The 25,992-nt window shown below is 37.3% G+C and carries 25 protein-coding genes and 1 other annotated feature; of the genes, 24 read left to right on the top strand and 1 reads right to left on the bottom strand.

Translation table 11 applies throughout. The features are described from left to right. Positions 1-59 precede the first annotated feature (59 nt). The 20 genes from trmFO (at position 60) to HMPREF2780_RS08785 (ending at position 18,011) form a co-directional block, all read left to right on the top strand. A complete protein-coding gene (gene trmFO, locus HMPREF2780_RS08885; protein WP_061598855.1) occupies positions 60-1,394 on the top strand; it encodes a methylenetetrahydrofolate--tRNA-(uracil(54)-C(5))-methyltransferase (FADH(2)-oxidizing) TrmFO in 1,335 nt (444 codons plus the stop codon). A 77-nt stretch (positions 1,395-1,471) separates the two neighbouring features. Beyond that, positions 1,472-1,607 (top strand) — a sequence feature (ribosomal protein L10 leader region). A 38-nt stretch (positions 1,608-1,645) separates the two neighbouring features. Continuing rightward, the gene (gene rplJ / locus HMPREF2780_RS08875) at positions 1,646-2,146 is read left to right on the top strand and encodes a 50S ribosomal protein L10 (RefSeq protein ID WP_012000594.1); all 501 of its coding nucleotides are present in this window, start codon (positions 1,646-1,648) and stop codon (positions 2,144-2,146) included. Positions 2,147-2,219: 73 nt separating this feature from the next. Continuing rightward, positions 2,220-2,588, top strand: a complete 369-nt coding sequence (gene rplL / locus HMPREF2780_RS08870; RefSeq protein WP_008808621.1) for a 50S ribosomal protein L7/L12 — start codon at positions 2,220-2,222, stop codon at positions 2,586-2,588. A 201-nt stretch (positions 2,589-2,789) separates the two neighbouring features. Then, positions 2,790-2,963 carry a hypothetical protein gene (locus tag HMPREF2780_RS08865; RefSeq protein ID WP_078934346.1) on the top strand — a complete coding sequence of 58 codons (174 nt, stop codon included), beginning with the start codon at positions 2,790-2,792 and terminating at the stop codon, positions 2,961-2,963. Beyond that, positions 2,960-3,739: a replication initiator protein A gene (locus HMPREF2780_RS08860; RefSeq protein WP_105026541.1), complete on the top strand. Its 780-nt coding sequence runs from the start codon at positions 2,960-2,962 to the stop codon at positions 3,737-3,739. The genes HMPREF2780_RS08865 and HMPREF2780_RS08860 overlap by 4 nt, the downstream gene beginning before the upstream one ends. A gap of 98 nt (positions 3,740-3,837) precedes the next feature. Beyond that, positions 3,838-5,196, top strand: a complete 1,359-nt coding sequence (gene dcm / locus HMPREF2780_RS08855) for a DNA (cytosine-5-)-methyltransferase (protein WP_105026540.1) — start codon at positions 3,838-3,840, stop codon at positions 5,194-5,196. After that, positions 5,180-5,629, top strand: coding sequence for a hypothetical protein (locus HMPREF2780_RS08850; RefSeq protein WP_000645887.1), 450 nt, complete (start codon positions 5,180-5,182; stop codon positions 5,627-5,629). Before dcm ends, HMPREF2780_RS08850 begins: the two co-directional genes overlap by 17 nt. Continuing rightward, on the top strand, positions 5,622-6,002 hold the full coding sequence (locus tag HMPREF2780_RS08845) for a thioredoxin domain-containing protein (RefSeq protein ID WP_105026539.1): 381 nt from the start codon (positions 5,622-5,624) through the stop codon (positions 6,000-6,002). The genes HMPREF2780_RS08850 and HMPREF2780_RS08845 overlap by 8 nt, the downstream gene beginning before the upstream one ends. A 12-nt stretch (positions 6,003-6,014) precedes the next feature. Next, positions 6,015-6,248: a hypothetical protein gene (locus tag HMPREF2780_RS08840; RefSeq protein WP_000840776.1), complete on the top strand. Its 234-nt coding sequence runs from the start codon at positions 6,015-6,017 to the stop codon at positions 6,246-6,248. A gap of 2 nt (positions 6,249-6,250) precedes the next feature. Then, positions 6,251-6,838 carry a CPBP family intramembrane glutamic endopeptidase gene (locus HMPREF2780_RS08835; RefSeq protein WP_105026538.1) on the top strand — a complete coding sequence of 196 codons (588 nt, stop codon included), beginning with the start codon at positions 6,251-6,253 and terminating at the stop codon, positions 6,836-6,838. Positions 6,839-6,967: 129 nt separating this feature from the next. Further along, positions 6,968-7,558, top strand: a complete 591-nt coding sequence (locus HMPREF2780_RS08830; RefSeq protein WP_105026537.1) for a type IV toxin-antitoxin system AbiEi family antitoxin domain-containing protein — start codon at positions 6,968-6,970, stop codon at positions 7,556-7,558. Continuing rightward, positions 7,558-8,394 carry a nucleotidyl transferase AbiEii/AbiGii toxin family protein gene (locus HMPREF2780_RS08825; protein WP_000492399.1) on the top strand — a complete coding sequence of 279 codons (837 nt, stop codon included), beginning with the start codon at positions 7,558-7,560 and terminating at the stop codon, positions 8,392-8,394. Before HMPREF2780_RS08830 ends, HMPREF2780_RS08825 begins: the two co-directional genes overlap by 1 nt. Before the next feature lie 282 nt (positions 8,395-8,676). Then, the gene (locus HMPREF2780_RS08820; RefSeq protein WP_105026536.1) at positions 8,677-8,976 is read left to right on the top strand and encodes a hypothetical protein; all 300 of its coding nucleotides are present in this window, start codon (positions 8,677-8,679) and stop codon (positions 8,974-8,976) included. After that, positions 8,966-9,454 carry a hypothetical protein gene (locus tag HMPREF2780_RS08815; protein ID WP_105026535.1) on the top strand — a complete coding sequence of 163 codons (489 nt, stop codon included), beginning with the start codon at positions 8,966-8,968 and terminating at the stop codon, positions 9,452-9,454. Before HMPREF2780_RS08820 ends, HMPREF2780_RS08815 begins: the two co-directional genes overlap by 11 nt. Further along, positions 9,454-11,331 (top strand): VirD4-like conjugal transfer protein, CD1115 family, encoded by a 1,878-nt coding sequence (locus tag HMPREF2780_RS08810; protein ID WP_105026568.1) that lies wholly within the window; start codon positions 9,454-9,456, stop codon positions 11,329-11,331. The genes HMPREF2780_RS08815 and HMPREF2780_RS08810 overlap by 1 nt, the downstream gene beginning before the upstream one ends. Positions 11,332-11,351: 20 nt before the next feature. After that, complete coding sequence (locus HMPREF2780_RS08805; protein ID WP_000627865.1) at positions 11,352-11,594, top strand: hypothetical protein; 243 nt, start codon at positions 11,352-11,354, stop codon at positions 11,592-11,594. A 16-nt stretch (positions 11,595-11,610) separates the two neighbouring features. Next, positions 11,611-12,465, top strand: a complete 855-nt coding sequence (locus HMPREF2780_RS08800; protein ID WP_001054259.1) for a VirB6/TrbL-like conjugal transfer protein, CD1112 family — start codon at positions 11,611-11,613, stop codon at positions 12,463-12,465. Positions 12,466-12,518: 53 nt separating this feature from the next. Beyond that, positions 12,519-12,878: a PrgI family protein gene (locus tag HMPREF2780_RS08795; RefSeq protein WP_105026534.1), complete on the top strand. Its 360-nt coding sequence runs from the start codon at positions 12,519-12,521 to the stop codon at positions 12,876-12,878. Further along, positions 12,829-15,186, top strand: a complete 2,358-nt coding sequence (locus tag HMPREF2780_RS08790) for a VirB4-like conjugal transfer ATPase, CD1110 family (protein WP_105026533.1) — start codon at positions 12,829-12,831, stop codon at positions 15,184-15,186. The genes HMPREF2780_RS08795 and HMPREF2780_RS08790 overlap by 50 nt, the downstream gene beginning before the upstream one ends. An 11-nt stretch (positions 15,187-15,197) precedes the next feature. Then, positions 15,198-18,011 (top strand): phage tail tip lysozyme, encoded by a 2,814-nt coding sequence (locus tag HMPREF2780_RS08785; protein WP_105026532.1) that lies wholly within the window; start codon positions 15,198-15,200, stop codon positions 18,009-18,011. Positions 18,012-18,041: 30 nt separating this feature from the next. On the opposite strand, the gene HMPREF2780_RS11660 is transcribed toward HMPREF2780_RS08785, so the two are convergent. Further along, on the bottom strand, positions 18,042-18,230 hold the full coding sequence (locus HMPREF2780_RS11660; protein ID WP_199774063.1) for a hypothetical protein: 189 nt from the start codon (positions 18,228-18,230) through the stop codon (positions 18,042-18,044). A 142-nt stretch (positions 18,231-18,372) separates the two neighbouring features. Between HMPREF2780_RS11660 and HMPREF2780_RS08775 the strand changes: the two genes are divergently transcribed. The 4 genes from HMPREF2780_RS08775 to HMPREF2780_RS08760 all read left to right on the top strand — a co-directional run bounded on the left by HMPREF2780_RS08775 (position 18,373) and on the right by HMPREF2780_RS08760 (position 25,712). Next, a complete protein-coding gene (locus HMPREF2780_RS08775; RefSeq protein WP_000387510.1) occupies positions 18,373-18,783 on the top strand; it encodes a thrombospondin type 3 repeat-containing protein in 411 nt (136 codons plus the stop codon). Positions 18,784-18,830: 47 nt separating this feature from the next. Further along, on the top strand, positions 18,831-25,049 hold the full coding sequence (locus tag HMPREF2780_RS08770) for a DEAD/DEAH box helicase family protein (RefSeq protein WP_233994393.1): 6,219 nt from the start codon (positions 18,831-18,833) through the stop codon (positions 25,047-25,049). A gap of 74 nt (positions 25,050-25,123) precedes the next feature. Then, positions 25,124-25,408, top strand: coding sequence for a DUF5962 family protein (locus HMPREF2780_RS08765; protein WP_037606821.1), 285 nt, complete (start codon positions 25,124-25,126; stop codon positions 25,406-25,408). Between the two features lie 13 nt (positions 25,409-25,421). Continuing rightward, positions 25,422-25,712, top strand: a complete 291-nt coding sequence (locus tag HMPREF2780_RS08760; RefSeq protein ID WP_199774062.1) for a DUF5966 family protein — start codon at positions 25,422-25,424, stop codon at positions 25,710-25,712. Positions 25,713-25,992 lie beyond the last annotated feature (280 nt).

Raw genomic sequence — 25,992 nt, 5'->3', positions numbered from 1 at the left:
ACAGTTCAGTGGATTGTTTTGATATGGACTTAGGTTCCACCCAAAGAGGTATTAGTGTCGTGTCTCAATCTTATATCAATGTTATCGGTGCTGGTCTGGCTGGTAGTGAAGCGGCTTACCAGATTGCCAAGCGTGGAATCCCAGTCAAACTCTATGAAATGCGGGGTGTTAAGTCAACGCCTCAACACAAAACTACCGACTTTGCAGAACTGGTCTGCTCCAACTCTCTGCGAGGAGATGCACTGACCAATGCAGTTGGCCTACTAAAAGAAGAAATGCGACGGTTGGACTCGGTCATTTTAAAGTCAGCAGAGGCGACTCGGGTACCAGCAGGTGGTGCTCTAGCGGTTGATAGAGAAGGTTTTTCTCAGATGGTAACGGAGTTGGTGACCAATCATCCCCTGATCGAGGTCATTCGTGAAGAAATCACTGAAATTCCGGAGGATGCCATCACAGTCATTGCGACAGGACCCTTGACCAGCGATGCTTTGGCCGAAAAAATTCACGCGCTCAATGGAGGCGATGGTTTTTATTTCTACGACGCGGCAGCGCCGATCATCGACGTTAATACCATCGATATGACCAAGGTCTATCTCAAATCCCGCTATGATAAGGGCGAAGCAGCCTACCTCAACGCTCCCATGACCAAGCAAGAGTTTATGGATTTCCATGATGCTTTGGTTAACGCTGAGGAAGCACCGCTTAATTCCTTTGAAAAAGAAAAATACTTTGAAGGATGTATGCCAATTGAAGTTATGGCTAAGCGGGGCATTAAAACCATGCTTTATGGACCGATGAAGCCAGTTGGTTTAGAATATCCAGATGACTACCAAGGACCTCGTGACGGAGATTTTAAGACACCATACGCTGTGGTGCAGCTTCGACAGGATAATGCTGCAGGCAGCCTTTACAACATAGTCGGCTTCCAAACTCATCTAAAGTGGGGCGAGCAAAAGCGAGTCTTTCAAATGATTCCTGGCCTTGAAAATGCAGAATTTGTCCGCTATGGTGTCATGCACCGTAACTCCTATATGGACTCTCCAAATCTGCTGGAACAGACTTTCCGCTCTAAGAAACAGCCCAATCTTTTCTTTGCAGGACAAATGACGGGTGTCGAAGGCTATGTTGAGTCAGCAGCTTCTGGTTTGGTTGCTGGTATCAATGCCGCTCGACTCTTCAATGGAGAAGAAGCACTTGTTTTTCCAGAAACGACTGCTATTGGAAGTCTGCCTCATTATGTTACCCATGCTGACAGCAAGCATTTCCAACCCATGAATGTCAATTTTGGCATTATCAAAGAGCTTGAAGGTCCTCGGATCCGTGATAAGAAAGAGCGCTATGAGAAGATTGCTGAGCGCTCCCTGCAGGACTTGTCTCCTTATCTTGATAAATAAGAGGTTTGATTGAAAAAATATTTTAAAAAGATTGCACAAAAGTCTTGCAATCTTTTTTTATCTATGATATGATTATCAATGGTTTGAAAAAACTGCCTAAGACAGTAGGGGAGCTAGACTCATAAAGATCCTACCGAGGACAAAACGTATCATGTAAAAAGAAGCGTATTGTACTTTCGTGTCTAGGTTTGGGCGCGTTTTTCTTTTGGAAAAATTCCCCAAGCAAAATAATTACGGAGGTGAACACACTAATGAGTGAAGCAATTATTGCTAAAAAAGCGGAACTAGTTGACGTAGTAGCTGAGAAAATGAAAGCTGCTGCATCAATCGTCGTTGTTGACGCTCGTGGTTTGACAGTTGAGCAAGATACAGTTCTTCGTCGTGAGCTTCGTGGAAGCGAAGTTGAGTATAAAGTTATCAAAAACTCAATTTTACGTCGTGCAGCTGAAAAAGCTGGTCTTGAAGATCTTGCATCAGTTTTTGTTGGACCATCTGCAGTAGCATTTTCTAACGAAGATGTTATCGCACCAGCGAAAATCTTGAACGATTTTGCTAAAAACGCTGATGCACTTGAAATCAAAGGTGGTGCAATCGAAGGCGCTGTCGCATCAAAAGAAGAGATTCTTGCACTTGCAACTCTTCCAAACCGCGAAGGACTTCTTTCTATGCTCCTTTCTGTACTTCAAGCGCCAGTGCGCAACGTTGCACTTGCTGTCAAAGCAGTCGCAGACAACAAAGAAGACGCAGCTTAATTTTAAGCTACGCAGCGTAGCCTAGCTACGAAAAAATATTTAAAATTAAAAAACTTATTTGGAGGAAATAACAATGGCATTGAACATTGAAAACATTATTGCTGAAATTAAAGAAGCTTCAATCCTTGAATTGAACGACCTTGTAAAAGCTATCGAAGAAGAATTTGGTGTAACTGCAGCTGCTCCTGTAGCTGTAGCTGCTGCTGGTGCTGCTGACGCTGGTGCTGCTAAAGATTCATTTGACGTTGAATTGACAGCTGCTGGTGACAAAAAAGTTGGCGTTATCAAAGTTGTACGTGAAATCACTGGTCTTGGTCTTAAAGAAGCTAAAGAACTTGTTGATGGTGCGCCTGGTATTATCAAAGAAGGCGTTGCAACTGCAGAAGCTGAAGAAATCAAAGCTAAATTGGAAGAAGCAGGAGCTTCAGTTACTCTTAAATAAGAGGCATATACCAATTAGAATTCGGAATACTATAGTATCAGCCTTTTAGAATCGTGAACACATTTTAGAAACTGATAAATTAATTTAGTTTCCTGCCAAAAACCCTACCAAAAATTAATTTGGCAGGGTTTTTCTTTTTAATAAAATTATTTTGGAGAACAGTTGAATATTGTTCTCCTTTTTTTATTTTCTGGAGGGAAAATGACAAAAGAATTACAATCATCACGCTATATTGTCATTTCATTTTTAGTACGTGAAATGGGAATTGACATTGTTGAAGCCATATCTCTTATGGCTGAATTAGAAAAAAGTGGCTTGGTTCGATTGGAATCAAGTGGAGATTTAATACTCAAAGAACTTGGAGGAGTGCTATGAAACGAATTACCGCAAATCAATACCAAACTTCAGAACGGTATTATAAATTACCTAAGATTCTTTTTGAAGATGAGAAATATATGGATATGAAACTAGAAGTAAAGGTGGCTTATTCTATTTTAAAAGATCGCTTAGAATTATCTCTCAATCGTGGTTGGATAGATGAAGAAGGCGCGGTCTATTTAGTATTTTCTAATTCTAAACTGATGAGGCTGTTAGGTTGTTCGAAGTCCAAATTACTGTCCATCAAAAAGACTCTTAAAGAATATGACTTAATTGATGAAGTTCAACAGTCTTCAAGTGAGAAAGGAAGACTAGCCAATAAGATTTACTTAGGGGAATTATCTTCTACCCCAGTATCTATTTCTGACAGGCCTAGTGTTAAAAAAAGACTAGGGCAGGTTGAAAATGAAACGGCCCCCGTCTCATATTCGGCCCCTAGTGAGACTGAAGTTAGTGAGACTAACTATAGTGAGACTGATTCTTTATTTAGTGAGGATGAGGAGGATAGGAATACTCAACCTATCTTGAAAAGAAAAGTAGAAAACGTCACAAAATATGATCGAGATTATATTTGGGGATTGGTGCAAGATCAATTTAGACGAGAGGGGTTTTCTGAAACAGCCAGTGAAATTGCTATGACTGATTTTGAGAGAATCTATCAGTATGCTCTTGACAATGTTCGCTTTGTTAGACGTGCGGAAGTACTTGCTGAATTTGTGTTTAATGGCCTATATTCCGTTTGGAATAACCGTGTTAGAAAAGGAGGTGGTTAAATGTCACCAATCGAGTGGATATTAGTTATGCTCATTTTCATTTCAAGTGGTGTGACTCTTTGGACATTGATAGTCGATCAGAAAGGGGTGATAAAGAAATGAAATTTATTGATTTATTTTCAGGTATCGGTGGTTTTCGACTAGGAATGGAAAGTGTCGGACACGAGTGTATTGGATTTTGTGAGATTGATAAATTTGCTAGAGAATCTTATAAGTCCATTTTTCAAACGGAAGGAGAAATTGAATTTCATGACATACGAGATGTTTCAGATGACGAATTTAAAAAACTTAGAGGGAAAGTCGATATCATCTGTGGGGGATTCCCTTGTCAAGCATTTTCAATCGCAGGAAGACGATTGGGATTTGAAGATACTAGAGGAACTTTGTTCTTTGAAATTGCTCGGGCGGCCAAACAAATCCAACCACGTTTTCTTTTTCTTGAAAATGTTAAAGGCCTACTCAATCACGATAAGGGACGGACGTTCACCACAATCCTTACCACACTTGATGAGTTGGGGTTTGATGTTGAGTGGCAGGTGCTTAACAGTAAGGATTTTGGCGTTCCCCAAAATAGAGAGAGGGTGTTTATTATCGGACATTCTAGAAAGAAAGGTATCAGACTCTTATTTCCTTTCAGACGAGAAGGTCAAGCAACTAACTCTGAGACTTTAAAAACATTAGGAAATTTGAATCCATCAAAAAGTGGAATGAGCGGTAAAGTTTATTATTCAGAAGGTCTTGCGCCAACCTTAGTTCGTGGGAAAGGAGAAGGATTTAAGATTGCGATTCCTTGTATGACACCAGATAGATTAGACAAGAGACAAAATGGTAGACGCTTTAAGGAAAACCAAGAGCCAATGTTTACTTTAAATACTCAGGATCGTCAGGGCATTGTCGTTGTTGGAGATTTACCGACTAGCTTTAAGGAGACCGGTCGTGTCTATGGAAGTGAGGGGTTATCTCCAACACTGACTACGATGCAAGGTGGAGATAAAATCCCCAAAATACTGATTCCAGAACCAATCCAATTTCTAAAAGTCCGGGAAGCAACGAAAAAAGGATACGCTCAAGCAGAAATAGGAGATTCAATCAATTTGGAAAGACCAAGTTCTCAGTATCGTCGTGGTAGAGTTGGAAAAGGTATAGCTAATACGTTAACAACTAGTGGACAAATGGGAGTAGTAGTTGCTAGTTATGAAGGAGAAGATAAACAAGTTTATCATGTAGCCGGTATATTAATAGATGAACAATTTTACCGTCTGAGGATACGACGAATCACTCCTAAAGAGTGTTTTCGCTTGCAGGGCTTTCCTGATTGGGCTTTTGAAGCTGCTAGAAGAGTCTCTAGTAATAGTCAGCTCTATAAACAAGCTGGTAATAGTGTAACCGTTCCTGTGATTGCCGCAATCGCAAAGAAATTAAAAGAAATAGAGGAAAAAGATGAAAGCATTAAATAAAGAATCAATACTAGATTGTGATGAATTAGAAACAGAATTACATGATGCAGAAATCAAACAGCTGGATGAACAATTATTTTTGATACCCAATTATCCATGTGAGTTTGAAGTAACATTTTTAGATGATTACCATAAAAAACACAACTACCCACTATTTTACGAATCCTATCTTCAAAACGTGATGGAATTCCTTGAAAGTCAAGACATAAAGAATGGGGTTGATGCCTTTGTAGATGATCATCAAAATCTTGTTTTTGTTTTATATGGACAAGGCTATCGAGCCGAGGGAAAAGAGGGAATACTTACAACCCAAGTAACTGTAAAAGCTTATGATGAAGACAAGAAACCGATTAACTTCTCAAATTTATTAGATTCCTTAATCGTCTCAGAATATCAAATGGAACCGAATCTTTGGGAGGTCTCCCATGATTGATCTCTATCTAAGTAAAAATTGTCATAGAAATCAACTTCTTTTGGATTTCTTTCAAAAGTATGGCATAGATGTCACTCCTCATTCTATTTCTGAAATGACAAAGGATAAATTAATTGAGATGATGAGCTATTCTTCAGATTGTTTCGAGTTTTTATCTCCCAATTTATTACGTTTTAAGAATCGAGATAACCTAAAATTAACAGATTTCATCGAAATGATATTAAAAAATCCTGAACTAACCATCAGACTTCCTCTTGCGGTTTCAAATAAGCGAGTTTATCCAAATTTGAATCTGGAGGAGGCTAGAGCTTTATTGCCAAGAGATACGAAACAATTGATTTACATGGCACAAACACATTATTTATCTAACTAAAGGAGAATCAATATGGCAGAACGATTTTGGGAGAACTTGTCCATTATTTTGGCTGAAAGGAATATCAGCTGGATTGAGTTAACCAGAAAAATGTTTGCGGGAGAGTTTCACTATCCAAGTGAATTGAATCGTTTGTATCAAAAGATACGCCACTACAAGATGGAACAACGAATGCCTCAAAGTCCATGGGTAGAAAGGATTGTGCAGGTATTAGATTTAGATTATGAAGATTTATTTCGGAGGTAACTATGAAAAGAATAATTCCAGTTTATATATTCCAACAAGTAAATGTCTTATTGGTATCCCTATACTTACTGAAATTGCTTTGTATTAGTGAGTTAACCATACTACAGATTCTCTATTGTGCGTCGCTCATTTCTTTTTTATGGATGTATGGTCAACGAAAACAAGTTGTCAAGGTCAATATGAAAACTAGGATGAAATGGCTTGGTATTGGATTCGTTAGCCTACTGATTATAAATCTATGTTTTAGCCTAATCCATGCTCAAGGAACTACGAATCAAGCAAACTTAATTGGCCTTCAACATCAAGTCCCTTGGTTTTCATTTTTATTGTTATTAATCAATGCGAGTATGGTTGAAGAATTTCTGTATCGAGAAATTTTATGGAACCTGGTTAGAAAATTAGATATTCGAGTTGCTTTGACAAGTATTTTATTTGCCTTAGCTCATCATCCAGGAACCATTTTAGCTTGGTGTTTGTATGTTTCACTTGGGATGTTTTTAGGGCTTGTGCGATACAAATCGGACTTATGGGGCAGTATGGGGCTACATTTGGTGTGGAACCTATCAGTCTATGTCTTATTTTTTCTTTAATAATAGCTGGTCTGTCTTAAGCATGGATTAATTTTGAAATAAAAAAACTAAATGAATTGATTTTAAAGAAATAAAATGCTAACATATATAGTAGGTGTTAGCATTTTATTTCTAAGAAAGGAGAATGATATGGTTGATAAAAGAGAGAAACTGATGAACTCTTTCAATCAGTATGGTTTTTTAACTTTTAAACAAGTAATAGATGAAAATTTACACTACAAAACCTTATTAAAAATGGTTGCAGAAGGAAAAATCGATGCTGAAGAAAAAGGGTTATATCGCTTACCTGATATTTATTTAGATGAGTGGTTTGTCCTTCAGTATCGATTTCCAAAGGGAATCTTTTCTTTGGAGACAGCACTTTGGTTACATGGTTTATCTTTGACTATCCCTTTTAATATGACGATGAGTTTTCCTTATGGTACGAATACCAAAAACATTAAGGAAGCAGATATATGTCCTATTATTTTACGCTCTCACTATAGTGAAGGAATTATTGAAATAGAGCGCCTTCCTGGTCAATTTATTAAAGTTTATGAAGTTGAACGAGTTTTGGTTGAATGTCTAAGACCAGTTCATCAGGTGGATCTTCAAATTATTGCACCAGCGTTTAAAAAATATTTTCAACAAAATAAAATTCAATTACACAAATTATTTTATTATGCCCAGCTATTTAAAGTAACTGATAAGTTACAATCTTATACGGAGGTACTATCTTAATGTTTTCAAATGCGAATAGCTTTAAAGCAAAAATCAAAAACATTTCAAAAGATAAGGGAATTCCAGCTCAACAAGTACAACAACATTATTTAATTGAGCAAGTATTAAAGCTGATTTCTACTAGTTCTTATAGAGATTCCTTCATTGTAAAAGGAGGGTATCTAATAGGTCAAATGATTGGACTAGATAAGCGAACCACAATGGATTTAGATGTCACTCTGAAGGGAACCGAAATGAGCAGAGAAAATTTGATTCATATCTTTGAAGAGATTCTTTGTTCTAAAACTGATGGATTTTCATTTTCAGTAGATAAGCTAGAACCTATTCGCCAAGATGATGAATATGGAGGATTTTCATTAAAATTAAATGCAACTTTTGATACATTAAAGGAAGTTGTTTTTATTGATATTACTACTGGTGATAAGATCACACCAAGAGAAATTACTTATTCAATGACTTCTATCTTTACTAATGAAAGCATCAAGATATGGACATATAATCTAGAGACTGTACTTGCTGAAAAGTTAGAAACGATCATCAGTAGGGGATTAGCTTCGACACGCCCACGTGATCGATATGATCTTTTCACCTTGTATAAACTTAGAAAAGAAGAGATTAATCTAGAAGTATTAAAAAATGCACTTGAGAATACGGCAGAAAAACGTAAAAGTAAAGATACTATTTATAATTGGGAAGAACAAGTGAGAGGAATTGAAATTTCTGATTATCAGAAAGAGCTATGGATTCGTTATCAACGCCAATTTAAGTATGCTAAAGATATCTCATTTGATAACTCTGTTCAGGTCATTAGGGAAATTATGCAACAAATATTTTAGTACAAAAGCAACTCATTCGTAAAGCAGTGAGTTGCTTTTTTTATTCCAACAACCCCAAAAATGTGATAAAAATTTCAACTACTCTTATCTATAATAAAGCTACCTGTTCTTTGAAAATTGAATCCACTCCGTCTTGATTAGCGTGCCTGTGTAAGTAGGGACTGAGAGTATTTCCCTGTGAAGGGCAACTGGCACAAGACGTGTGTGAGAATTTTCTAACAGACACGGAGTTTATCGTTACCAGACTTAAACGATGCGACAAACTAGATAAAGGAGTTAATCATGAAGGTAGTAAACTTGTATGATTTGAAACAAATGGGAAATAAAGATGGTTGTACCATCCAATTGATTCATCACTTTCCTTTTGGTATGGGCTTAGGACATCTCAAAAAAGACTACATTGAATTTAAACGTGTTGGTATCGTTGATGGGAAAGCAGTAGAAGTTACTCTTCGAGAACCTTATTCTAGAGATCTACTGCAGGTTGTCAAGTCGATTAAGCAACGTCAGAAATTGATAGCTTATCGTTTTAAAGAAGGAAAGCTGCTATTTGTTAAGGAGGAGGCATCAGATGTCCTCTGAACAACAGGAACGAATGGCGGTTCAATATGCAGAGCGTAGTCTTTTATTTACTGTAAAAAGTCTCTTAAAGATTCTAGAATGGTCTAGACGTCAGGCTTTAGCACAGGATTCCGCCTATAAAATAGGGGTACAGAAATTAGAAGAATTGCTACAATCTCCCTATGCGATTGATACAATTAATCTGAAAAAAGATTTTTTAGACAAATCAATTGATATAGAGAAATTTAAAGCTTTTTTAGAAAAAGAAGAGATTCCTTTAGCCATCGCTTGGCAAGGGGATTCTCTGCATTTCTACACGAAAGACCGTTCGATTCTAGACAATCATTTAGACCATCTGTTAGAAAAAATGGTTAATGATCCAGAGAAATTAGCTGATTTTACCATGGATAAGTCTTTAGACCAAGCAATTGATGAGGCTAAATCCCAAATTACCTTTAGACAAGAAGGGGCCGTCAAACAGAAAGAGATGGTGAGATGATGTACAGTGGAAAGAAATTCCTACTATTCTCACTGTTAGGAATCTTACTAGGCTATCTTTTTCATCGTTTGACGCTTTTGTATGATTCCTATACTGGAAATAGCTTAGATAAATGGACTCATCTTCTGATGGAAGGTCAAGATGAAGTTCTTCAGTCGCCATGGAATGTTTCCTTTACTGGAAAATCAAGTGCTTTTTTTCTACTAGGATTTGTGATGATGTTGCTGGTTTATCTCTATTTAGAGACTGGCAAAAAACAATACCGAGAAGGGGCAGAATACGGGAGCGCCCGTTTTGGAACTCTAAAAGAAAAGAAGCTCTTTTACGGTAAAGAATTTTCTCATGATACGATCTTAGCACAAGATGTTCGTTTGACATTATTAGATAAAAAACCACCCCAATATGATAGAAATAAGAATATTGCGGTGATTGGAGGTTCAGGAAGTGGGAAGACCTTTCGCTTTGTGAAACCCAATCTGATTCAGATGAATAGTTCTAATATTGTAGTGGATCCTAAAGATCACTTGGCCGAAAAAACAGGCAAACTCTTTTTAGAACATGGCTACCAAGTAAAGGTGTTAGATTTAGTCAATATGAAGAACTCAGATGGCTTTAATCCTTTTCGCTATATAGAGACAGAAAACGATTTGAATCGCATGCTGACGGTTTATTTCAATAACACCAAAGGCTCTGGCTCCCGTAGTGATCCATTTTGGGATGAAGCTTCTATGACTTTGGTACGAGCTTTAGCCTCCTACTTGGTCGATTTCTATAACCCACCTAAAACAAGAGAACAGCTCATTGAAGAGAGTCGTTTGAGTCAAAAGGAATACCAAAACTTGTTGAAACGTCAAAAAAAAGAAGTGGAAGAGCGAAAAAAACGAGGGCGTTATCCAAGTTTTGCTGAAATCTCAAAACTCATTAAACACCTATCCAAGGGTGAAAACCAAGAAAAAAGTGTCTTAGAAATTCTATTTGAAAATTATGCTAAAAAGTATGGGACTGAAAATTTTACCATGCGAAATTGGGCAGATTTTCAAAATTATAAGGATAAGACTCTGGATTCTGTTATAGCTGTAACCACTGCTAAATTTGCCCTCTTCAATATTCAAAGTGTCATGGATTTGACCAAAAGAGATACCCTTGATATGAAGACATGGGGCAAGGAAAAATCAATGGTTTACTTAGTTATCCCAGATAACGATAGTACCTTTCGCTTTCTTTCAGCCCTCTTTTTTTCAACCGTATTTCAAACCCTAACAAGACAAGCAGATATTGATTTTAAGGGTCAATTGCCTCTTCATGTGAGAGTTTACTTAGATGAGTTCGCAAATATCGGAGAAATTCCAGATTTTGCTGAACAAACCTCAACAGTTCGTTCTCGTAATATGAGTCTCGTTCCCATTCTTCAAAATATTGCCCAACTTCAAGGACTCTATAAAGAAAAAGAAGCTTGGAAAACCATTCTTGGGAACTGTGATAGCTTAGTCTACTTAGGTGGGAATGATGAAGATACCTTTAAATTTATGAGTGGCTTACTCGGTAAACAAACCATTGATGTTCGAAATACTAGTCGTTCCTTTGGCCAGACAGGTTCAGGATCCCTTTCTCATCAAAAGATTGCTCGTGATTTAATGACACCTGATGAAGTCGGAAATATGAAACGACATGAATGCCTGGTTCGAATTGCCAATATGCCTGTCTTTAAAAGCAAAAAGTACAATTCCACTAAGCATCCAAACTGGAAATACCTAGCCAATCAAGAAACCGATGAACGGTGGTGGAACTATCAGATCAATCCTTTGAATCAAAGACAAGAAAATCATCTTGACGGCCTTAGAATTCGTGATCTAACTTTTGAATCTAGTTTAAAATAAAAATAGAAAAGAGGAAATAGATGATTACGCATTTTAAAGGTTTTGTTTATGGAGTAGACGCAAGTGCTATGTTTGCACAAGCTATGTCTTTGTTACAGAAGGGATTGATTGCGGTTGGTGCCTTTCTCGTTGTTGTAGGGATTGTCAACCTTGCAACCAACATTAAAGATGGTGGACCAGGTGTTCGGAATGCCATTCTTGAAATTGTCGGTGGTGTTATGGTCGGGGCTGCTGGAGCCTTTGTAACCCAGATTTCAATTTAGGAGGATAAACAATGACATGAATCTTAGTTTAGTCTCACCCTTTGTTTACCTTGCATCTGAAAAAATATCAGCTGAAAATTTATTTGAAGGATTTAATGTGGATTTACAATCTACGGTAGATCTGATTAAATCCCTATCAAGCTACAATCCAACTGTTTGGACTTATATGTCTAGTATTACTAAAAGTGTCATGCAGCCCCTTGGAGTTGCGATTTTATCGGTTGTTCTCATCCTAGAATTTTCGAAGATGGCAAAGAAAATTGCTAACTCAGGTGGAGCGATGACCTTTGAAGCCTTAGCGCCAATGCTGATTAGTTATATTATGGTCGCAGTTGTAATTACCAACACTACCGTCATTGTAGAAGCCATCATCGGGATTGCGAGTCATGCCATTGAACAAGTGGCCTCGATTGTGGCTCACGGTGGGGCAAAGTATGATACACTCTCTGGATTAAAAGGGTCAGGATTTATTGGCCGGATGATTGTGGGCTTTTTCGCCCTTCTCATTTGGCTAGTTCGGATAGTAAGTGCAGCCATGGTTAATCTTTTGGTATCTATTCGATTTATTCAACTCTACCTTATGATCCCATTTGCCCCTCTTACGATTCCAACATTTTTAAGTGATGAATGGAAGTCTATTGGTATAGGCTATTTAAAAAATATTATGGTCTATGCGGTACAAGGGGTTCTTATTTTTCTGATTGTTTCTCTTGTTCCTTTGTTTGAATCTGCTGGTAAAATAGCTGTTTCAAATGGTGCAGGAGTCCTGCAATCACTTGCGATTATGTTTGGTAGTTTGGTACAAGCTATCTTACTGATTATTGCCCTCGTTGGTTCTCAACGTACTGCTCGCTCAATCTTAGGTATGTAATTAGATAAAGGCTAGGAAGTGGTTGCTTCTTAGCCTTTTTAGAAAGGAAAGTCATGAATACACGTGTCTTTAAAGACATCTCAAAATACCAACACAGGGCTTGGTTAGGTTTCACCACAAGACAAATCATCTTTGTTTTACCAGCCTTTATTGTCACAATTATTGTTTTGGGCTTGAATCTCTTTTTCTGGCAATTTGGAGATTGGTTTGTTTACGGTTTTGTGTTTGCTTTTACCATCCCCCTCTTGCTTTTTGGAGTCTATAAACCCAATGATTTAAATTTTGAACATTATTTGAAATACCGTCTTCATTTTGAACTAACGATACCCCTACGCACAATTTCAGGAAAGAAAGGACTTGAACATGAAAAGAAAATCAAATACATTAAAGAAACAAAAAACTTCAACGACTAATAAAAAGGAAGAAGTTAAAGATAAAAAAGAGGAAGTGTTACCATCAACGGCTAATACTCTTTCCTATCAAGCCTTGTATCAAAATGGTCTGATGCAGGTAAAAGAAGATTATTTTTCACAAAGCTATTTACTTGGTGATGTCAATTACCAGACTGTTGGTTTAGAAGATAAGGGAGCAATCATTGAGAAGTATTCTGATTTGATTAACTCTTTAGATGACCAAACCAACTTCCAATTGACCATTTTTAATAAAAGATTGAATTTAGAAAAATTCAGACACAGTGTTTTGTATGAGGAAAAAGAAGATGGGTACGATAGCTATCGTAAAGAATTGAATCGGATGATGAATCAAAATTTAGATAGTGGTGAAAATAACTTTTCGGCTGTGAAACTGATTAGTTTTGGTAGAAAGGATTCTAATCCCAAACAAGCTTATCGTTCCTTGTCTCAAATAGGCGAATATTTCAAGAGTGGTTTCTCAGAAATTGATGCTCGATTTGGATCCTTGACTGGAGAAGAACGGGTGAACTTGTTGGCAGATATGCTTAGAGGAGAACACCATCTTCCTTTTTCATATCGTGATTTAACGAGATCTGGCCAGACAACTCGTCACTTCATAGCACCTAATCTCTTGGATTTTAAAAACAAGAATTACCTACAAATCAATGACCGCTTATTACAGATTGTCTATGTGAGAGACTACGGTATGGAATTAGGGGATCAGTTTATCCGAGACCTCATGCAAGGAGATCTGGAATTGATTGTAAGCCTTCATGCTCAAAGTTCGACCAAGGCAGATGCCATGAAGAAACTACGAACAAAGAAAACCTTAATGGAATCCCAAAAGATTGGGGAACAACAAAAACTAGCTCGTACAGGTATCTATTTGGAAAAAGTAGGTCATGTATTAGAAAGCAATATCGATGAAGCTGAGGAACTCTTAAAAACCATGACCGAGACAGGAGATAAACTATTTCAAACGGTCTTCTTGATTGGGGTTTTTGGTCAGGATGAAGAAGAACTCAAACAAGCCCTAGACACTATCCAACAAGTGGCCGGCTCAAATGACCTAATGATTGATAAACTTCCATATATGCAAGAAGCAGCCTTTAATAGTTTGCTGCCATTTGGTTGTGATTTTTTAGAGGGAGTATCACGGAGTTTATTAACGTCCAATATAGCAGTGAACTCACCTTGGACTTCAGTAGACTTACAAGATCGTAGTGGGAAATATTATGGTATCAATCAAATATCAAGTAATATTATTACCATTGATCGCAGCCTATTAAATACACCGTCTGGTCTGATTTTAGGGACATCTGGAGCTGGGAAAGGGATGGCAACCAAGCATGAAATTATCACGACCAAAATCAAGGAATCTGGTGAAAATACTGAAATTATCATTGTGGATCCAGAAGCAGAGTACAGTATCATTGGACGGGCTTTTGGTGGAGAAATGATTGATATTGCGCCTGATTCCCAAACCTATCTCAATGTCCTTGACTTGTCTGAAGAAAATATGGATGAGGATCCTGTAAAGGTAAAATCAGAATTTCTTTTATCCTTTATCGGCAAATTATTGGATAGGAAAATGGATGGAAGAGAAAAATCGATTATCGACCGAGTTACGAGACTCACCTATCAGTCATTTAAAGAGCCTTCTTTGGAAGAATGGGTCTTTGTCTTGAGTCAACAACCAGAAGAAGAAGCGCAGAATTTGGCACTTGATATGGAACTGTATGTCGAAGGTTCTCTTGATATTTTTTCTCATAAGACCAATATTCAGACAGGATCTAACTTCTTAATCTATAATGTTAAAAAGTTAGGAGATGAGCTGAAACAAATCGCTCTTATGGTAGTGTTTGATCAGATATGGAATCGTGTTGTTCGAAACCAAATATTAGGGAAGAAGACTTGGATTTATTTTGATGAAATGCAGCTTCTCTTATTAGATAAATATGCCAGTGATTTCTTCTTTAAATTGTGGAGTCGTGTCAGAAAATATGGAGCCAGTCCGACTGGAATAACTCAAAACGTCGAAACCTTATTGTTAGATCCAAATGGTAGACGGATTATTGCAAATAGTGAATTTATGATTCTCCTCAAGCAAGCAAAAAATGACCGAGAAGAACTGGTTCAACTCTTAGGTTTGTCAAAAGAACTTGAAAAATACCTTGTCAATCCAGAAAAAGGGGCTGGACTAATAAAAGCTGGTTCCGTTGTCGTTCCCTTTAAAAATAAGATTCCTCAAGGTACTCAATTGTTTGATATCATGAGTACGGATCCTGATAAAATGGCTTCTAATTAAGGGGAAGTGAAATGAAGGATAAAAGAAAAATCATACGTGCCCGAAAGGCATTTAGAAGAAGTCTAAAAGTTGAGAAGAAATTCTTGAAACAAGGAAAGAAGGAGGTGAAGAAACAGAAAAAAGATTCCGCTGTACTGGATGAAAAAGAATGGAAAAAAGAGATAAAGGAAAAGCTAGAGGAGATGAGAGAAGCATCAAAGCCTAGAGTAAAACAAGCAAATGAAGACTACAATCATATTCTTCAAAATAGTCCTCCTTCTCTTTTAAATCGCAAAGAATTAAGAGACAGACTGTTGCCTCATGCTAGGAAACGATTGAAAATAGCCAAGAAGCAATTTAAGGAAGCAAAGGAAGAAGCAAAAGAAGAAAGAAAAGAGGGTCGTAAAGAAAGAAAAACCAATCAAAAATTTTTCTACGGTCAGGAATCTAAACATAAATCTAATTTTTTCTTTCAAGGCAAGAGTTTAGAAGAATTAAAAGCTAAGAAAGAAGTCAAGGCCGCAAAAGAGGATCTAAAATCTACTAAACAAGCCTATAAGTCCAAAAAAGTCAGTAGGAAAGCCAAAACTTTTCTTTATGTCCTTGGACGTGAAGGTGGAGAGTTAGCTTCAGATAATGAAGATTTAGAAGGCTATCGCACACTTCAAGAGACAATTAGAAAAGGAAAACGCTACAGTCGCCTTTCTTATAACCTTGGAAAAGCTAGTGTCAAAACAGGACAAGCATCAGGTCGTTTTACCAAGAAAAGACTGACCAACACAAAAGAGCGATACCATCATTTTAAGGATGGAAAAGGATGGAAACTAGCGAAAGATAACCCAAGTTCCCTTAAAAATCGGTTTCGAAAATTAAAGAAACAAGGTCTTACAACTGTCCGAAATATCTATCAAAAACTAAAAGCAGCCTTTTCCTTCTTTACATTTGCGGCTGGAAATCCTGTAACCTGGATAGTTGGAGGAATAGTCTTTCTTCTTTTACTTATGATGAGCTTCTTTTTAGGATTTTCATCTGCTAGTTTAATTCAACAAGATGAATTTGAATTAACAAAAGCTTATACCCACCTAACTTGGGAAGATGCAGAACATACTCGCACAAATGACAAAGGAATTACTTATTACACAAAAGTTGATGATGTGATGGGGTATATGAACTTTAAATTCCATGACTATGAGTTACACAAACCAGTTCACTTATTTAGTTCAGAAACTTACAAGGATTATCTGTCTACTTTGTGGCATGATTTAAACGATGGGGATGATTTGAAATCCATGCAAGACCTCTATGAAACTCCTAAGTATAAACTCTCGAAAGACGATCAAGAGGAAATAAAGGAACTAAAAGAAGAGGGTGTCTATGCTTCCATGCAGGAATTGGACAATCCATTTGAGGGGAAAAGCAACGAAGATAGTCTAACCATGACTTATCGTTATGGATACTATGATTTAGACGGAAAACCTACTCTTCAGGAGTATATTCTACTAGAAGCGAAGGCGCACCAAACAATTGTTGCACCAATGGATGGTGTTGTATCTCTAGACGGAGATGATGTTATTCTCACTAACGGAAAAGGAGAGAATGAGAGTCGATTGACCTTGTATTCTATTCATAATGACCGTGCTATTGAGGGGACAAGAGTTCTAACGGGTGATATTATTGGTGAAACACCAGACGATACAGGTTTGAAAGTTTCCTATCAAAAGTATAAAAACAAGAAAGAAAAATTGGTGTATGTCAATCCGCAATTTTATTTTCCAAAAGTCATTCAACTTCAGACCACTATCTTGCCAGCCATTGGTCAGTTTGGCGGAGATGAGTTTGAACGAGCGAAACATATTTATGAGTTTTTGAAATCTCAAGGGGCAAGTCCCCAAGCCATTGCGGCAATTTTAGGAAATTGGTCTGTAGAGTCTTCTATCAATCCTAAACGAGCTGAAGGAGATTATTTATCTCCTCCAGTTGGCGCTACCGATTCCTCATGGGATGATGAAACCTGGTTAGCGATTGGAGGTCCAGCCATTTATGGAGGTGCTTATCCTAATATTCTTCATAGAGGTCTAGGTTTAGGGCAATGGACGGATACCGCAGATGGGTCAACACGGCATACAGCTTTGTTAAATTATGCACGCACCCAAAATAAGAAATGGTATGATTTAGACCTACAACTTGATTTTATGCTTCATGGGGATAGTCCTTACTATCAAAGTTGGTTAAAGGATTTCTTTAAAAATACAGGCAGTGCAGCCAATCTGGCCCAACTCTTCCTCACCTATTGGGAGGGAAATACTGGTGACAAACTACTGGAAAGACAAACCAGAGCAACGGAATGGTATTACCAAATTGAAAAAGGTTTTAGCCAAACAAATGGAGGTCAGGCAAAAAGTGACCCGCAATCCCTTGAAGGTGTTCGTGGAGACTTGTATGATCATTCTGTTCCTGGTGGTGGAGATGGTATGGCTTATGCTTATGGACAATGTACATGGGGTGTTGCGGCTCGTATGAACCAGTTAGGCTTAAAATTAAAAGGTAGAAATGGAGAAAAGATTTCAATCATTAATACCATGGGAAATGGTCAGGACTGGGTTGCGACAGCTTCAAGTCTTGGTGGGGAAACTGGCTCTACACCAAGAGCAGGTGCAATTGTTTCTTTTGTGGGAGGTACACATGGCACACCAGCCATCTACGGTCATGTGGCTTTTGTAGAGAAAGTATATGATGATGGTTCTTTCCTAGTTTCTGAAACAAACTATGGTGGCAATCCTAACTATACCTTTAGAAAAATCTCTCAAGCAGATAGTGCCATTAGTTTTGCCTATACTACGAAATAGAAGAGTTTACACTTGAAATTTTAACCATTTTCAGGTAGAATAAATAGTGTAGATGAGTGGTCGGCTCATGGTCAATCTGATAGTAATCTTGGACATAAGGGCCAAGCGGTGGCGGACACCAGAACAAAATCCGATAGCAATCTTGGACGTAATGGCCAAGCGGTGGCAGACACCAGAATAAACCGACTGACTAGGTGGCTTACAGATTCTGTAAGTCATCTTTTTACTTTGATAATAATATTCTATCATTTTAAGGAGAACGCAGTTTTGGCTCGTTCTCTTTTTTTGTTGTGATACTTCTTTCAAGGAATATTTGGTAGGATTGGAGTGAAAAAAGATTAACTAGGAAAGAAGGAAGTATATGGAAGCCATTTATCAACGTGATTCGGATCAAGATGGACTGACTGATGCTCAAGAATTGGCGCTAGGAACCAATCCTCTTAGCGCAGATTCTGATGGTGATGGACGTTCAGATTTAGTGGAAGTAGAAGAAGGAACCAATCCCTTAGAAAAGGATTTACAAGACATAGACCAAACAAGTATAACTGAACCGTCTTCAGTATTTATGGAAATGAAACAAAAGATTTCAGATATGATGGAGAGTCACTACAAGGAATTTATACAGGCTCTGATTAGTATTGAAACAGGGATTGAAAACGAACAAGACCTTGAAGACTTATATACTTACTACATGAGAACAGATGCCGTTTCTCTTTTGTCTAGTGATTTAGAAACCAGTCCTCAAGAGGTTGAAATGGAGATAGAGTTGTAGGGGAATCATGTGATTCTCCTATTTTCGTATAGATGAAAGGAGCAAGTATGGAAGTAATGCAATTATTGGCTATGTTTCGTGGAACAATTCCAAAAGATAGAGAGAAAATGGACTTATTTCTTCGTTATCAAGCACAACATTTTGATGAGAAATGGCAGGACTTAGTAGAGAGTTTTTTGACTGAAGAGGGAAAGATAAAAGAGATACCTCATGTCTATTCTTTTCATCAAGATATTGTTTCTTTCCTAGAGGCCAGTTCTGAAAATAATGACCAAGATTTAGAAAGTTACACAAGAAATTTTGGACAAGCAGGTCTAAGTAAATTATCTCAATTAAGCAATTGGGAGAAAAACTTGGTTCTAGAAGTCGCAACCTATAACCTTTCCACTCGATTTCACATTCAATCTGAAAAAGAAGAACTAGAACAACTAAGTGAGCTTGTATTTTATCAGAATCAGGATGTCAATTTAGTCAATGTCTATCGGGTTGCGAATAATCTATCTGATCGCATTAGTAGAGATATAGAGAAGTTTCTTCTAATGGTTGATTCCAAAGAACTAAAAAAAGAGGTTCTTGAGATTCATTTTGAAGAAAAAGAGGGAGATGTTCTAGCCTATTTGGGTTCAGAATTGATGGCTACTTTAGATACCGTTACGGATCTTGTCCATCATGAAGAAAACTACACACAACTCCCACTGACACAAAAGCTGAAGATTATTACTCATTTTGATGAAGTGAAAGCTATAAGAGAAAAGTCTAATCAAGTAGAGGAATCTTTATCTCCTTCAAGTGATATTGAACAGGAAACGGAAGAAACGAACTCTTTTTCTAATGTCGATAAAATTGTAGAAGAAGCTTTGAGGGAATATCCAATTGGTTCACAAGTAAGTTATAAAGGACAAGTATTTCAGTTGGTTTCGATTGAAAATGCTCAGTTAAATGACTTGGTTCGCCTAGAACTATTCAGTGATTCCAACCAGTTATTTGAAGAGAATCCTATCTTATACTTGAACAGTTTGGAAGAGATTGAACAAGTGTTGTCTCATGTAGAACTTGAAAAAGAAGATTCAGAGATTGAGATTGATCCATCAAGTGAAAGTCAGGAAATAGATTTGTTTTCCTACCTGGAAGAAGATAATGAAAAGGAAAAGGACAAGGAAACAAAACCTTTAATTTCAGGTATAGAAGAGACGGATGTTACTGTTCAAGATTTTGTTTTTCCAGATGACTTAGAGGACTTTTATCCTAAGACAAATCGAGAAAAGATTGAAACGAATATCGCCGCAATTGAACTTGTTAAAAGATTAGAAAAAGAGGGACGACAAGCGAATCCAGAAGAACAAGAGCTACTCGCCAAGTATGTCGGCTGGGGCGGTCTTGCCAATGAATTTTTCGATGAACTCAATCCAAAGTACGAATCAGAACGTTTAACTCTTAGGAGCTTAGTAAGTAAATCAGAATACTCCACCATGAAACAAAGTTCTCTTACAGCCTATTATACAGACCCAATGATTATTCGCCAGATTTGGCAAAAATTACTGGATGATGGTTTTGAAGGAGGAAGGATACTAGATCCTTCTATGGGGACTGGGAACTTCTTTGCGGCGATGCCTAGAAGTATACGAGAGAAGTCAGAACTCTATGGGGTTGAATTAGACAGTGTGACAGGCGCAATCGCAGAACAACTCCACCCCAATACCCATATTGAAGTGCGAGGATTTGAAGAAGTTCCCTATCAAAATAATAGTTTTGATTTAGTCTTAACGAATGTTCCTTTTGGAAATTTTCGCATTGCCGATAAAAACTATGATAAACCTTATATGATTCATGACTACTTTGTCAAACACTCACTTGATTTAGTAAGAGACGGGGGACAAGTTTCGATTATCTCATCTATCGGGACAATGGATAAGCGGACAGATAATGTCTTACAAGAGATTAAAACCAACACTCATTTTTTAGGGGGAGTTCGTTTGCCGGATACGGCTTTTAAAAAGATTGCAGGTACTCGAGTGACCACAGATCTCCTATTCTTTCAAAAGGATCAAGCAAAGAATCTTAATGAGGAGGAACTTGTCTTTAGTGGCTCTATTCCCTTTGAGGAGGATAAGCGTGTCTGGATCAATCCTTATTTTGATGGGAAATACAATACACAAGTTTTGGGTGAATATGAGGTACGTAATTTTAATGGAGGAACCCTCAATGTTAAGGGGGAATCAGAAACATTAGCTACTGAAATAATGAAAGCATTAGAGAATGTAGAAGCACCTAAACAAATTGACAATTCTTTGAAAGCACCTGTTTTTATCCAAGAAGAAGTGGATAATTCTATCCCAAGTCATATACGTGAGAACTTAGCTCTATATTCTTTTGGATATGAGGGAAATCAAATTTATTATCGAGATACGCATGGCATTCGGAAAAGTTCAAAAGTAGACGAGATTAGTTATTATGTAGATGAGAAGGGAGATTTTAAAGCTTGGGACAGTTCCTTGTCTGAACATAAAATAGATCGATTCGTGCAACTTCATTTGACAGATGAGGAAGCACTAGATGTATACAAGTCAGAAGAAGCGAGTAAAAGAGGGAAATATAAGGGCTTGTTCAAAAAAACGGTCTTTTATGAAAACCCCTTATCGGATAAGGATATTAGTCGCATTAAGGGTATGGTTGATTTGAGAGAGACATATCAAGCCTTAATTGAAATCCAACGCCATCCAGATTATAGTCGGACAGATTTTCAGGTATTACTTAGTAAACTCAATCGTGACTATGATCGGTTTGTAAGCCAATTTGGATACTTGAATGTCTCAGTCAATCGGAACTTATTTGATAGTGACGATAAGTATTCTTTACTAGCAAGTTTAGAAGATGAATACATTGATTCTAAAGATCAGAAAGTAAAATATAAAAAATCTTTAGCCTTTGAGAAAGCATTGGTTAGGCCGGAGAGAGTGATTACAAGAGTTTCAACGGCTTTAGATGCCCTAAACTCCAGTTTATCAGATGGTAGAGGGGTTGATATAGACTATATGGTATCAATTTACCCTGAACATAGCCAAGCAGCTATTTTAGATGAGTTGGGTGACCAGATCTTAATGGATCCAGAAAGCTATTTAAGAGGGGAAAGAAAATATCTTTCTAAGAACCAGTTTTTGTCAGGAGATATTCTCAACAAGATAGAAGTAGTTCAACTATTAGTAGAGGAAAACAATCAAGAATGTGACTGGTCTCATGCTTTAGATTTGTTAGAATCTGTTCGCCCTCCAAGGATTCATCTGGCAGATATTGAGTTTAAAATAGGGTCACGTTGGATTCCTCAATCCGTTTATGGTAAATTTGCCTTTGAATGTTTTACCAACCGTGAATTTGAATTGTCTTCGCCTGATGTTGAACAAGTCATTGAAGTGAATCCTGTCGATGGGCAGGTTCATTTAAGGACATCATTTGCTTATCGCTATCCAAGTGCCAAAGATAGTAGTCTTGGAGTCAGTGGCTCACGTTATGATACAGGAAGAAAGATTTTTGAGAATTTACTTAATTCGAACCAACCGACTATTACTATGACTGTTACGGAAGGGGAAAAGAAAAAGACCATCACAGATTTGGAAAAAACCTCTGTTCTAAGAGCAAAAGAGCAGCATTTACAAGAGCTCTTTCAAGAATTTGTCTCACGGTATCCAGAAGTCCAACAAGTCATTGAAGAAAGTTACAATCGTCTTTATAATCGAACGGTTAGTCGAGAGTATGATGGTAGGCATCTAGTCATTGATGGCTTGGCACAAAACATCAGTCTTCGCCCTCATCAAGAGAATGCCATTCAAAGAATCGTAGAAGAAAAAAGAGCTTTATTAGCTCATGAGGTAGGTTCAGGAAAGACCTTGACCATGCTTGGTGCTGGGTTTAAATTAAAAGAGTTGGGGATGGTTCATAAGCCCTTGTATGTGGTGCCCTCTAGTTTGTCTGCTCAATTTGGCCAAGAAATCATGAAATTTTTCCCTACTAAAAAAGTCTTTGTGACCACTAAGAAAGATTTTGTGAAGGCGAGAAGAAAACAATTTGTGTCACGTATTATTACAGGAGATTACGATGCCATTGTCATTGGGGATTCTCAATTTGAAAAAATCCCTGTCAGTAAAGAAAGACAGATGAATTATATCGAGGATAAACTCAATGAACTACGAGAGATTAAAACACATTCTGAAAATAAGTATACCGTTAAAGAAGCAGAACAATCAATAAGTGGTCTAGAGAAACAATTGGAAGAACTCCAACGTTTCAATCGTGATAGTTTTATTGATTTTGAGAACTTAGGAATTGATTTTCTCTTTGTGGATGAAGCACATCACTTTAAAAATATTCGTCCAATTACTGGACTTGGAAATGTAGCAGGGATTACCAATACAACCTCTAAGAAGAACGTGGATATGGAAATGAAGGTTCGACAGATTCAGGAAGAACATGATTTTAAAAATATTGTCTTTGCGACAGGAACACCTGTTTCCAATTCTATTAGTGAGTTGTATACTATGATGAACTACATTCAACCGGATATCTTAAAACGCTATCAAGTTGATTATTTTGACTCTTGGGTAGGTGCTTTTGGAGAAATTCAAAACTCTATGGAATTAGCTCCTACAGGGGATAAGTACCAACCTAAGAAACGATTTAAAAAGTTTGTCAATCTACCTGAGTTGATGAAAATCTATAAAGAAACAGCCGACATTCAAACACAAGATATGTTGGATTTACCTGTTCCAGAAGCTCGTATTATACCTATTGAGAGTGAGTTAACTGAAAACCAGAAACTCTATTTAGAAGAATTAGTTATGAGGTCAGATGCGGTTAAATGTGGAACAGTTGATCCAAGCCAGGATAACATGTTAAAGATAACAGGTGAGGCACGGAAACTAGCTATTGATATGCGTTTATTAGACTCTAGTTATAGTCTAGCAGACAATCATAAACTGCTTCAGGTAGTGGATAATGTTGAAAGAATTTATCGTGAAGGAATGGAAAATAAGGCTACTCAGATGATTTTTTCAGATATTGGAACACCTAAGAAAAAGGACAATGGCTTTGATGTTTATTCTGAGATTAAGGCTTTATTAGTTGATAGAGGAGTCCCTAGTAAGGAAATTGCCTTTGTACATGATGCCAATAGTGATGAAAAGAAGAATAGTTTGTCTCGAAAGGTCAATGCAGGAGAGGTGCGGATCTTACTTGCCTCAACTGAAAAAGGAGGAACAGGTTTAAATGTTCAGAGCAAGATGAAAGCAGTTCATCACCTGGATGTACCGTGGAGACCAAGTGACATTCAGCAACGCAATGGACGGATTATCCGACAGGGAAATGAAAACAAGGAAGTGGATATTTACCACTACATTACCAAAGGTTCATTTGATAATTATCTATGGGCAACTCAGGAGAACAAACTTCGTTATATTAAGCAGATTATGACTTCTAAGGAGCCGATTCGTGCTGCGGAAGACATTGATGAACAGACCATGACAGCTTCTGATTTTAAAGCACTAGCAACAGGTAATCCATATCTCAAATATAAGATGGAACTAGAGAATGATCTAACTCTATTAGAAAATCAAAGACGCGCCTTTCAACGCAGCAAGGATCACTATCGTCATACAATCTCTTACTGTGAAGAAAATATTCCCATTCTTGAGAAACGATTAAGCAAGTATGAAGGCGACATTCAACAGTCTGAAATGTCGAAAGACCAATCATTTTCTATGACAGTAGGTAAGCAAGCTTTTGAGCAACGAGCTGAAGCAGGTGAATCCCTACACCGTCTTATCCGTCATAATCAATCTGACAGCAAAGAATTTCGTACCCTAGCAAGTTATCGAGGATTTGACATTAAAATGCTTAGTCTTCCAACAAATCAACCTCTTCCTGAAACCTTCTCTGTTAAGATTGTAGGAGAAAATCAATATTCTGTCAGTTTAGATTTGTACTCTCCTTTGGGGACAATTCAAAGGCTTCAGCATACGATTGATCACATTAAAGAGGACCAAGTGAAAACTCAGAACTTATTGGATGAATTAAAGGATAAATGGAATACTGCTAAGGTAGAAATTGAGAAAAACTTTCCAAAGGAAGAGGATTATCAAACTAAAAAGGCCGAATACGATGTACTCGCGCCATTGATTGAAACGGAAACGGATTTAGATATTATTGATCAGGCCTTAAGACAATTCCATGAAAAAGGAAAAGAAAAGCAAGAACAACTTTCTTTTGAATTGGAGTAAAAAATAGATACAAATAGCGGACAAGAAAAGGAAAGCGCGGTAGAATAAAGATAGAAAGAAAAGAGGTAACAATTATGATGGAAGATACCTATTATCAATTAGAAGAGGCTTTGGTACAGGGATTTCAAACACCTGAAGAATACCATGCCTACAAGGAACTAAAGGAACATTTTGAGGAAGTGACGGGGGATTACAGTTTTTCTAAACGAGAGCTCACTAGTCAATTGGAAATCGCTCTTCAGAATCATCGAGGTGTGGACTTTGAAGAACATGAGAAAGAGGAGTATTTGGACTTAGTTCAAAAGCTAGAGGTATTTGATTCCTCTCTTGCCACCCATTATTGTCAATTGATTGACTAGAAAGGAGAAAGTCATGAATGATTTACTCCTTGTCCCAGTAATTTTTTTATCAGTAGGAGGAATTCTCATTCTTTTATGGAGACTCTTTCTTATTGCCAGTGGACTTTTCCTTATTGGTTTTGTCAGTTTTCTTATTTTCGTGGAGGGATATGGAATTTATCTGTTCTTTACAGAGACTGAACTTTACACGGAAGATTTGGCACAGAATGGATTATTTAGTTTTACGATTTTCTTTATCATCTTTAATTTAGTTTTACTTGTATTAGTAAGTTTGGCGGGATACAAATGGAAGAGGGGATATTAACAAAAGTGGAGAAAACTATATTAGTTCCTCTCCACTTTTACGTTTCTAGCTAATTGGTAATTATAACTTATTACGATTGAAGTCACCTATCCTTATCTTTTAAAAAATGATCAATCTTAGCCATCATGAGCTTGTGCTCGTATATTTTACAGATATCACGAGCCTGTAAATAATAGTCAAGAATTTCATCGTGCTTTAAAAAATCTTTTCCGGCATTTGCAACGATAGTTAAAAGAGGCGCCAGCTGTGAACCGCACCCCAAAAGTTAGACAGAAAAAAT

Source organism: Streptococcus sp. HMSC062B01 (assembly GCF_001811085.1).
Lineage (GTDB): Bacteria > Bacillota > Bacilli > Lactobacillales > Streptococcaceae > Streptococcus > Streptococcus gordonii.
This window is presented reverse-complemented; position numbering and strand designations above follow the sequence as displayed.

Excerpts from the sequence above, each read along its gene's own strand:
- HMPREF2780_RS08815 (WP_105026535.1), top strand. The coding sequence starts at position 8,966 with ATGTCCTCTGAACAACAGGAACGAATGGCGGTTCAATATGCAGAGCGT.
- HMPREF2780_RS08830 (WP_105026537.1), top strand. The coding sequence starts at position 6,968 with ATGGTTGATAAAAGAGAGAAACTGATGAACTCTTTCAATCAGTATGGT.
- HMPREF2780_RS08850 (WP_000645887.1), top strand. The coding sequence starts at position 5,180 with ATGAAAGCATTAAATAAAGAATCAATACTAGATTGTGATGAATTAGAA.
- HMPREF2780_RS11660 (WP_199774063.1), bottom strand. The coding sequence starts at position 18,230 with ATGACTTACAGAATCTGTAAGCCACCTAGTCAGTCGGTTTATTCTGGT.
- HMPREF2780_RS08805 (WP_000627865.1), top strand. The coding sequence starts at position 11,352 with ATGATTACGCATTTTAAAGGTTTTGTTTATGGAGTAGACGCAAGTGCT.
- HMPREF2780_RS08775 (WP_000387510.1), top strand. The coding sequence starts at position 18,373 with ATGGAAGCCATTTATCAACGTGATTCGGATCAAGATGGACTGACTGAT.
- HMPREF2780_RS08860 (WP_105026541.1), top strand. The coding sequence starts at position 2,960 with ATGAAACGAATTACCGCAAATCAATACCAAACTTCAGAACGGTATTAT.
- HMPREF2780_RS08840 (WP_000840776.1), top strand. The coding sequence starts at position 6,015 with ATGGCAGAACGATTTTGGGAGAACTTGTCCATTATTTTGGCTGAAAGG.
- rplJ (WP_012000594.1), top strand. The coding sequence starts at position 1,646 with ATGAGTGAAGCAATTATTGCTAAAAAAGCGGAACTAGTTGACGTAGTA.
- rplL (WP_008808621.1), top strand. The coding sequence starts at position 2,220 with ATGGCATTGAACATTGAAAACATTATTGCTGAAATTAAAGAAGCTTCA.
- HMPREF2780_RS08795 (WP_105026534.1), top strand. The coding sequence starts at position 12,519 with ATGAATACACGTGTCTTTAAAGACATCTCAAAATACCAACACAGGGCT.
- HMPREF2780_RS08765 (WP_037606821.1), top strand. The coding sequence starts at position 25,124 with ATGATGGAAGATACCTATTATCAATTAGAAGAGGCTTTGGTACAGGGA.
- HMPREF2780_RS08835 (WP_105026538.1), top strand. The coding sequence starts at position 6,251 with ATGAAAAGAATAATTCCAGTTTATATATTCCAACAAGTAAATGTCTTA.
- HMPREF2780_RS08785 (WP_105026532.1), top strand. The coding sequence starts at position 15,198 with ATGAAGGATAAAAGAAAAATCATACGTGCCCGAAAGGCATTTAGAAGA.
- HMPREF2780_RS08760 (WP_199774062.1), top strand. The coding sequence starts at position 25,422 with ATGAATGATTTACTCCTTGTCCCAGTAATTTTTTTATCAGTAGGAGGA.
- HMPREF2780_RS08865 (WP_078934346.1), top strand. The coding sequence starts at position 2,790 with ATGACAAAAGAATTACAATCATCACGCTATATTGTCATTTCATTTTTA.
- HMPREF2780_RS08810 (WP_105026568.1), top strand. The coding sequence starts at position 9,454 with ATGTACAGTGGAAAGAAATTCCTACTATTCTCACTGTTAGGAATCTTA.
- HMPREF2780_RS08820 (WP_105026536.1), top strand. The coding sequence starts at position 8,677 with ATGAAGGTAGTAAACTTGTATGATTTGAAACAAATGGGAAATAAAGAT.
- HMPREF2780_RS08845 (WP_105026539.1), top strand. The coding sequence starts at position 5,622 with ATGATTGATCTCTATCTAAGTAAAAATTGTCATAGAAATCAACTTCTT.
- HMPREF2780_RS08790 (WP_105026533.1), top strand. The coding sequence starts at position 12,829 with ATGAAAAGAAAATCAAATACATTAAAGAAACAAAAAACTTCAACGACT.
- HMPREF2780_RS08800 (WP_001054259.1), top strand. The coding sequence starts at position 11,611 with ATGAATCTTAGTTTAGTCTCACCCTTTGTTTACCTTGCATCTGAAAAA.
- HMPREF2780_RS08770 (WP_233994393.1), top strand. The coding sequence starts at position 18,831 with ATGGAAGTAATGCAATTATTGGCTATGTTTCGTGGAACAATTCCAAAA.
- HMPREF2780_RS08825 (WP_000492399.1), top strand. The coding sequence starts at position 7,558 with ATGTTTTCAAATGCGAATAGCTTTAAAGCAAAAATCAAAAACATTTCA.
- dcm (WP_105026540.1), top strand. The coding sequence starts at position 3,838 with ATGAAATTTATTGATTTATTTTCAGGTATCGGTGGTTTTCGACTAGGA.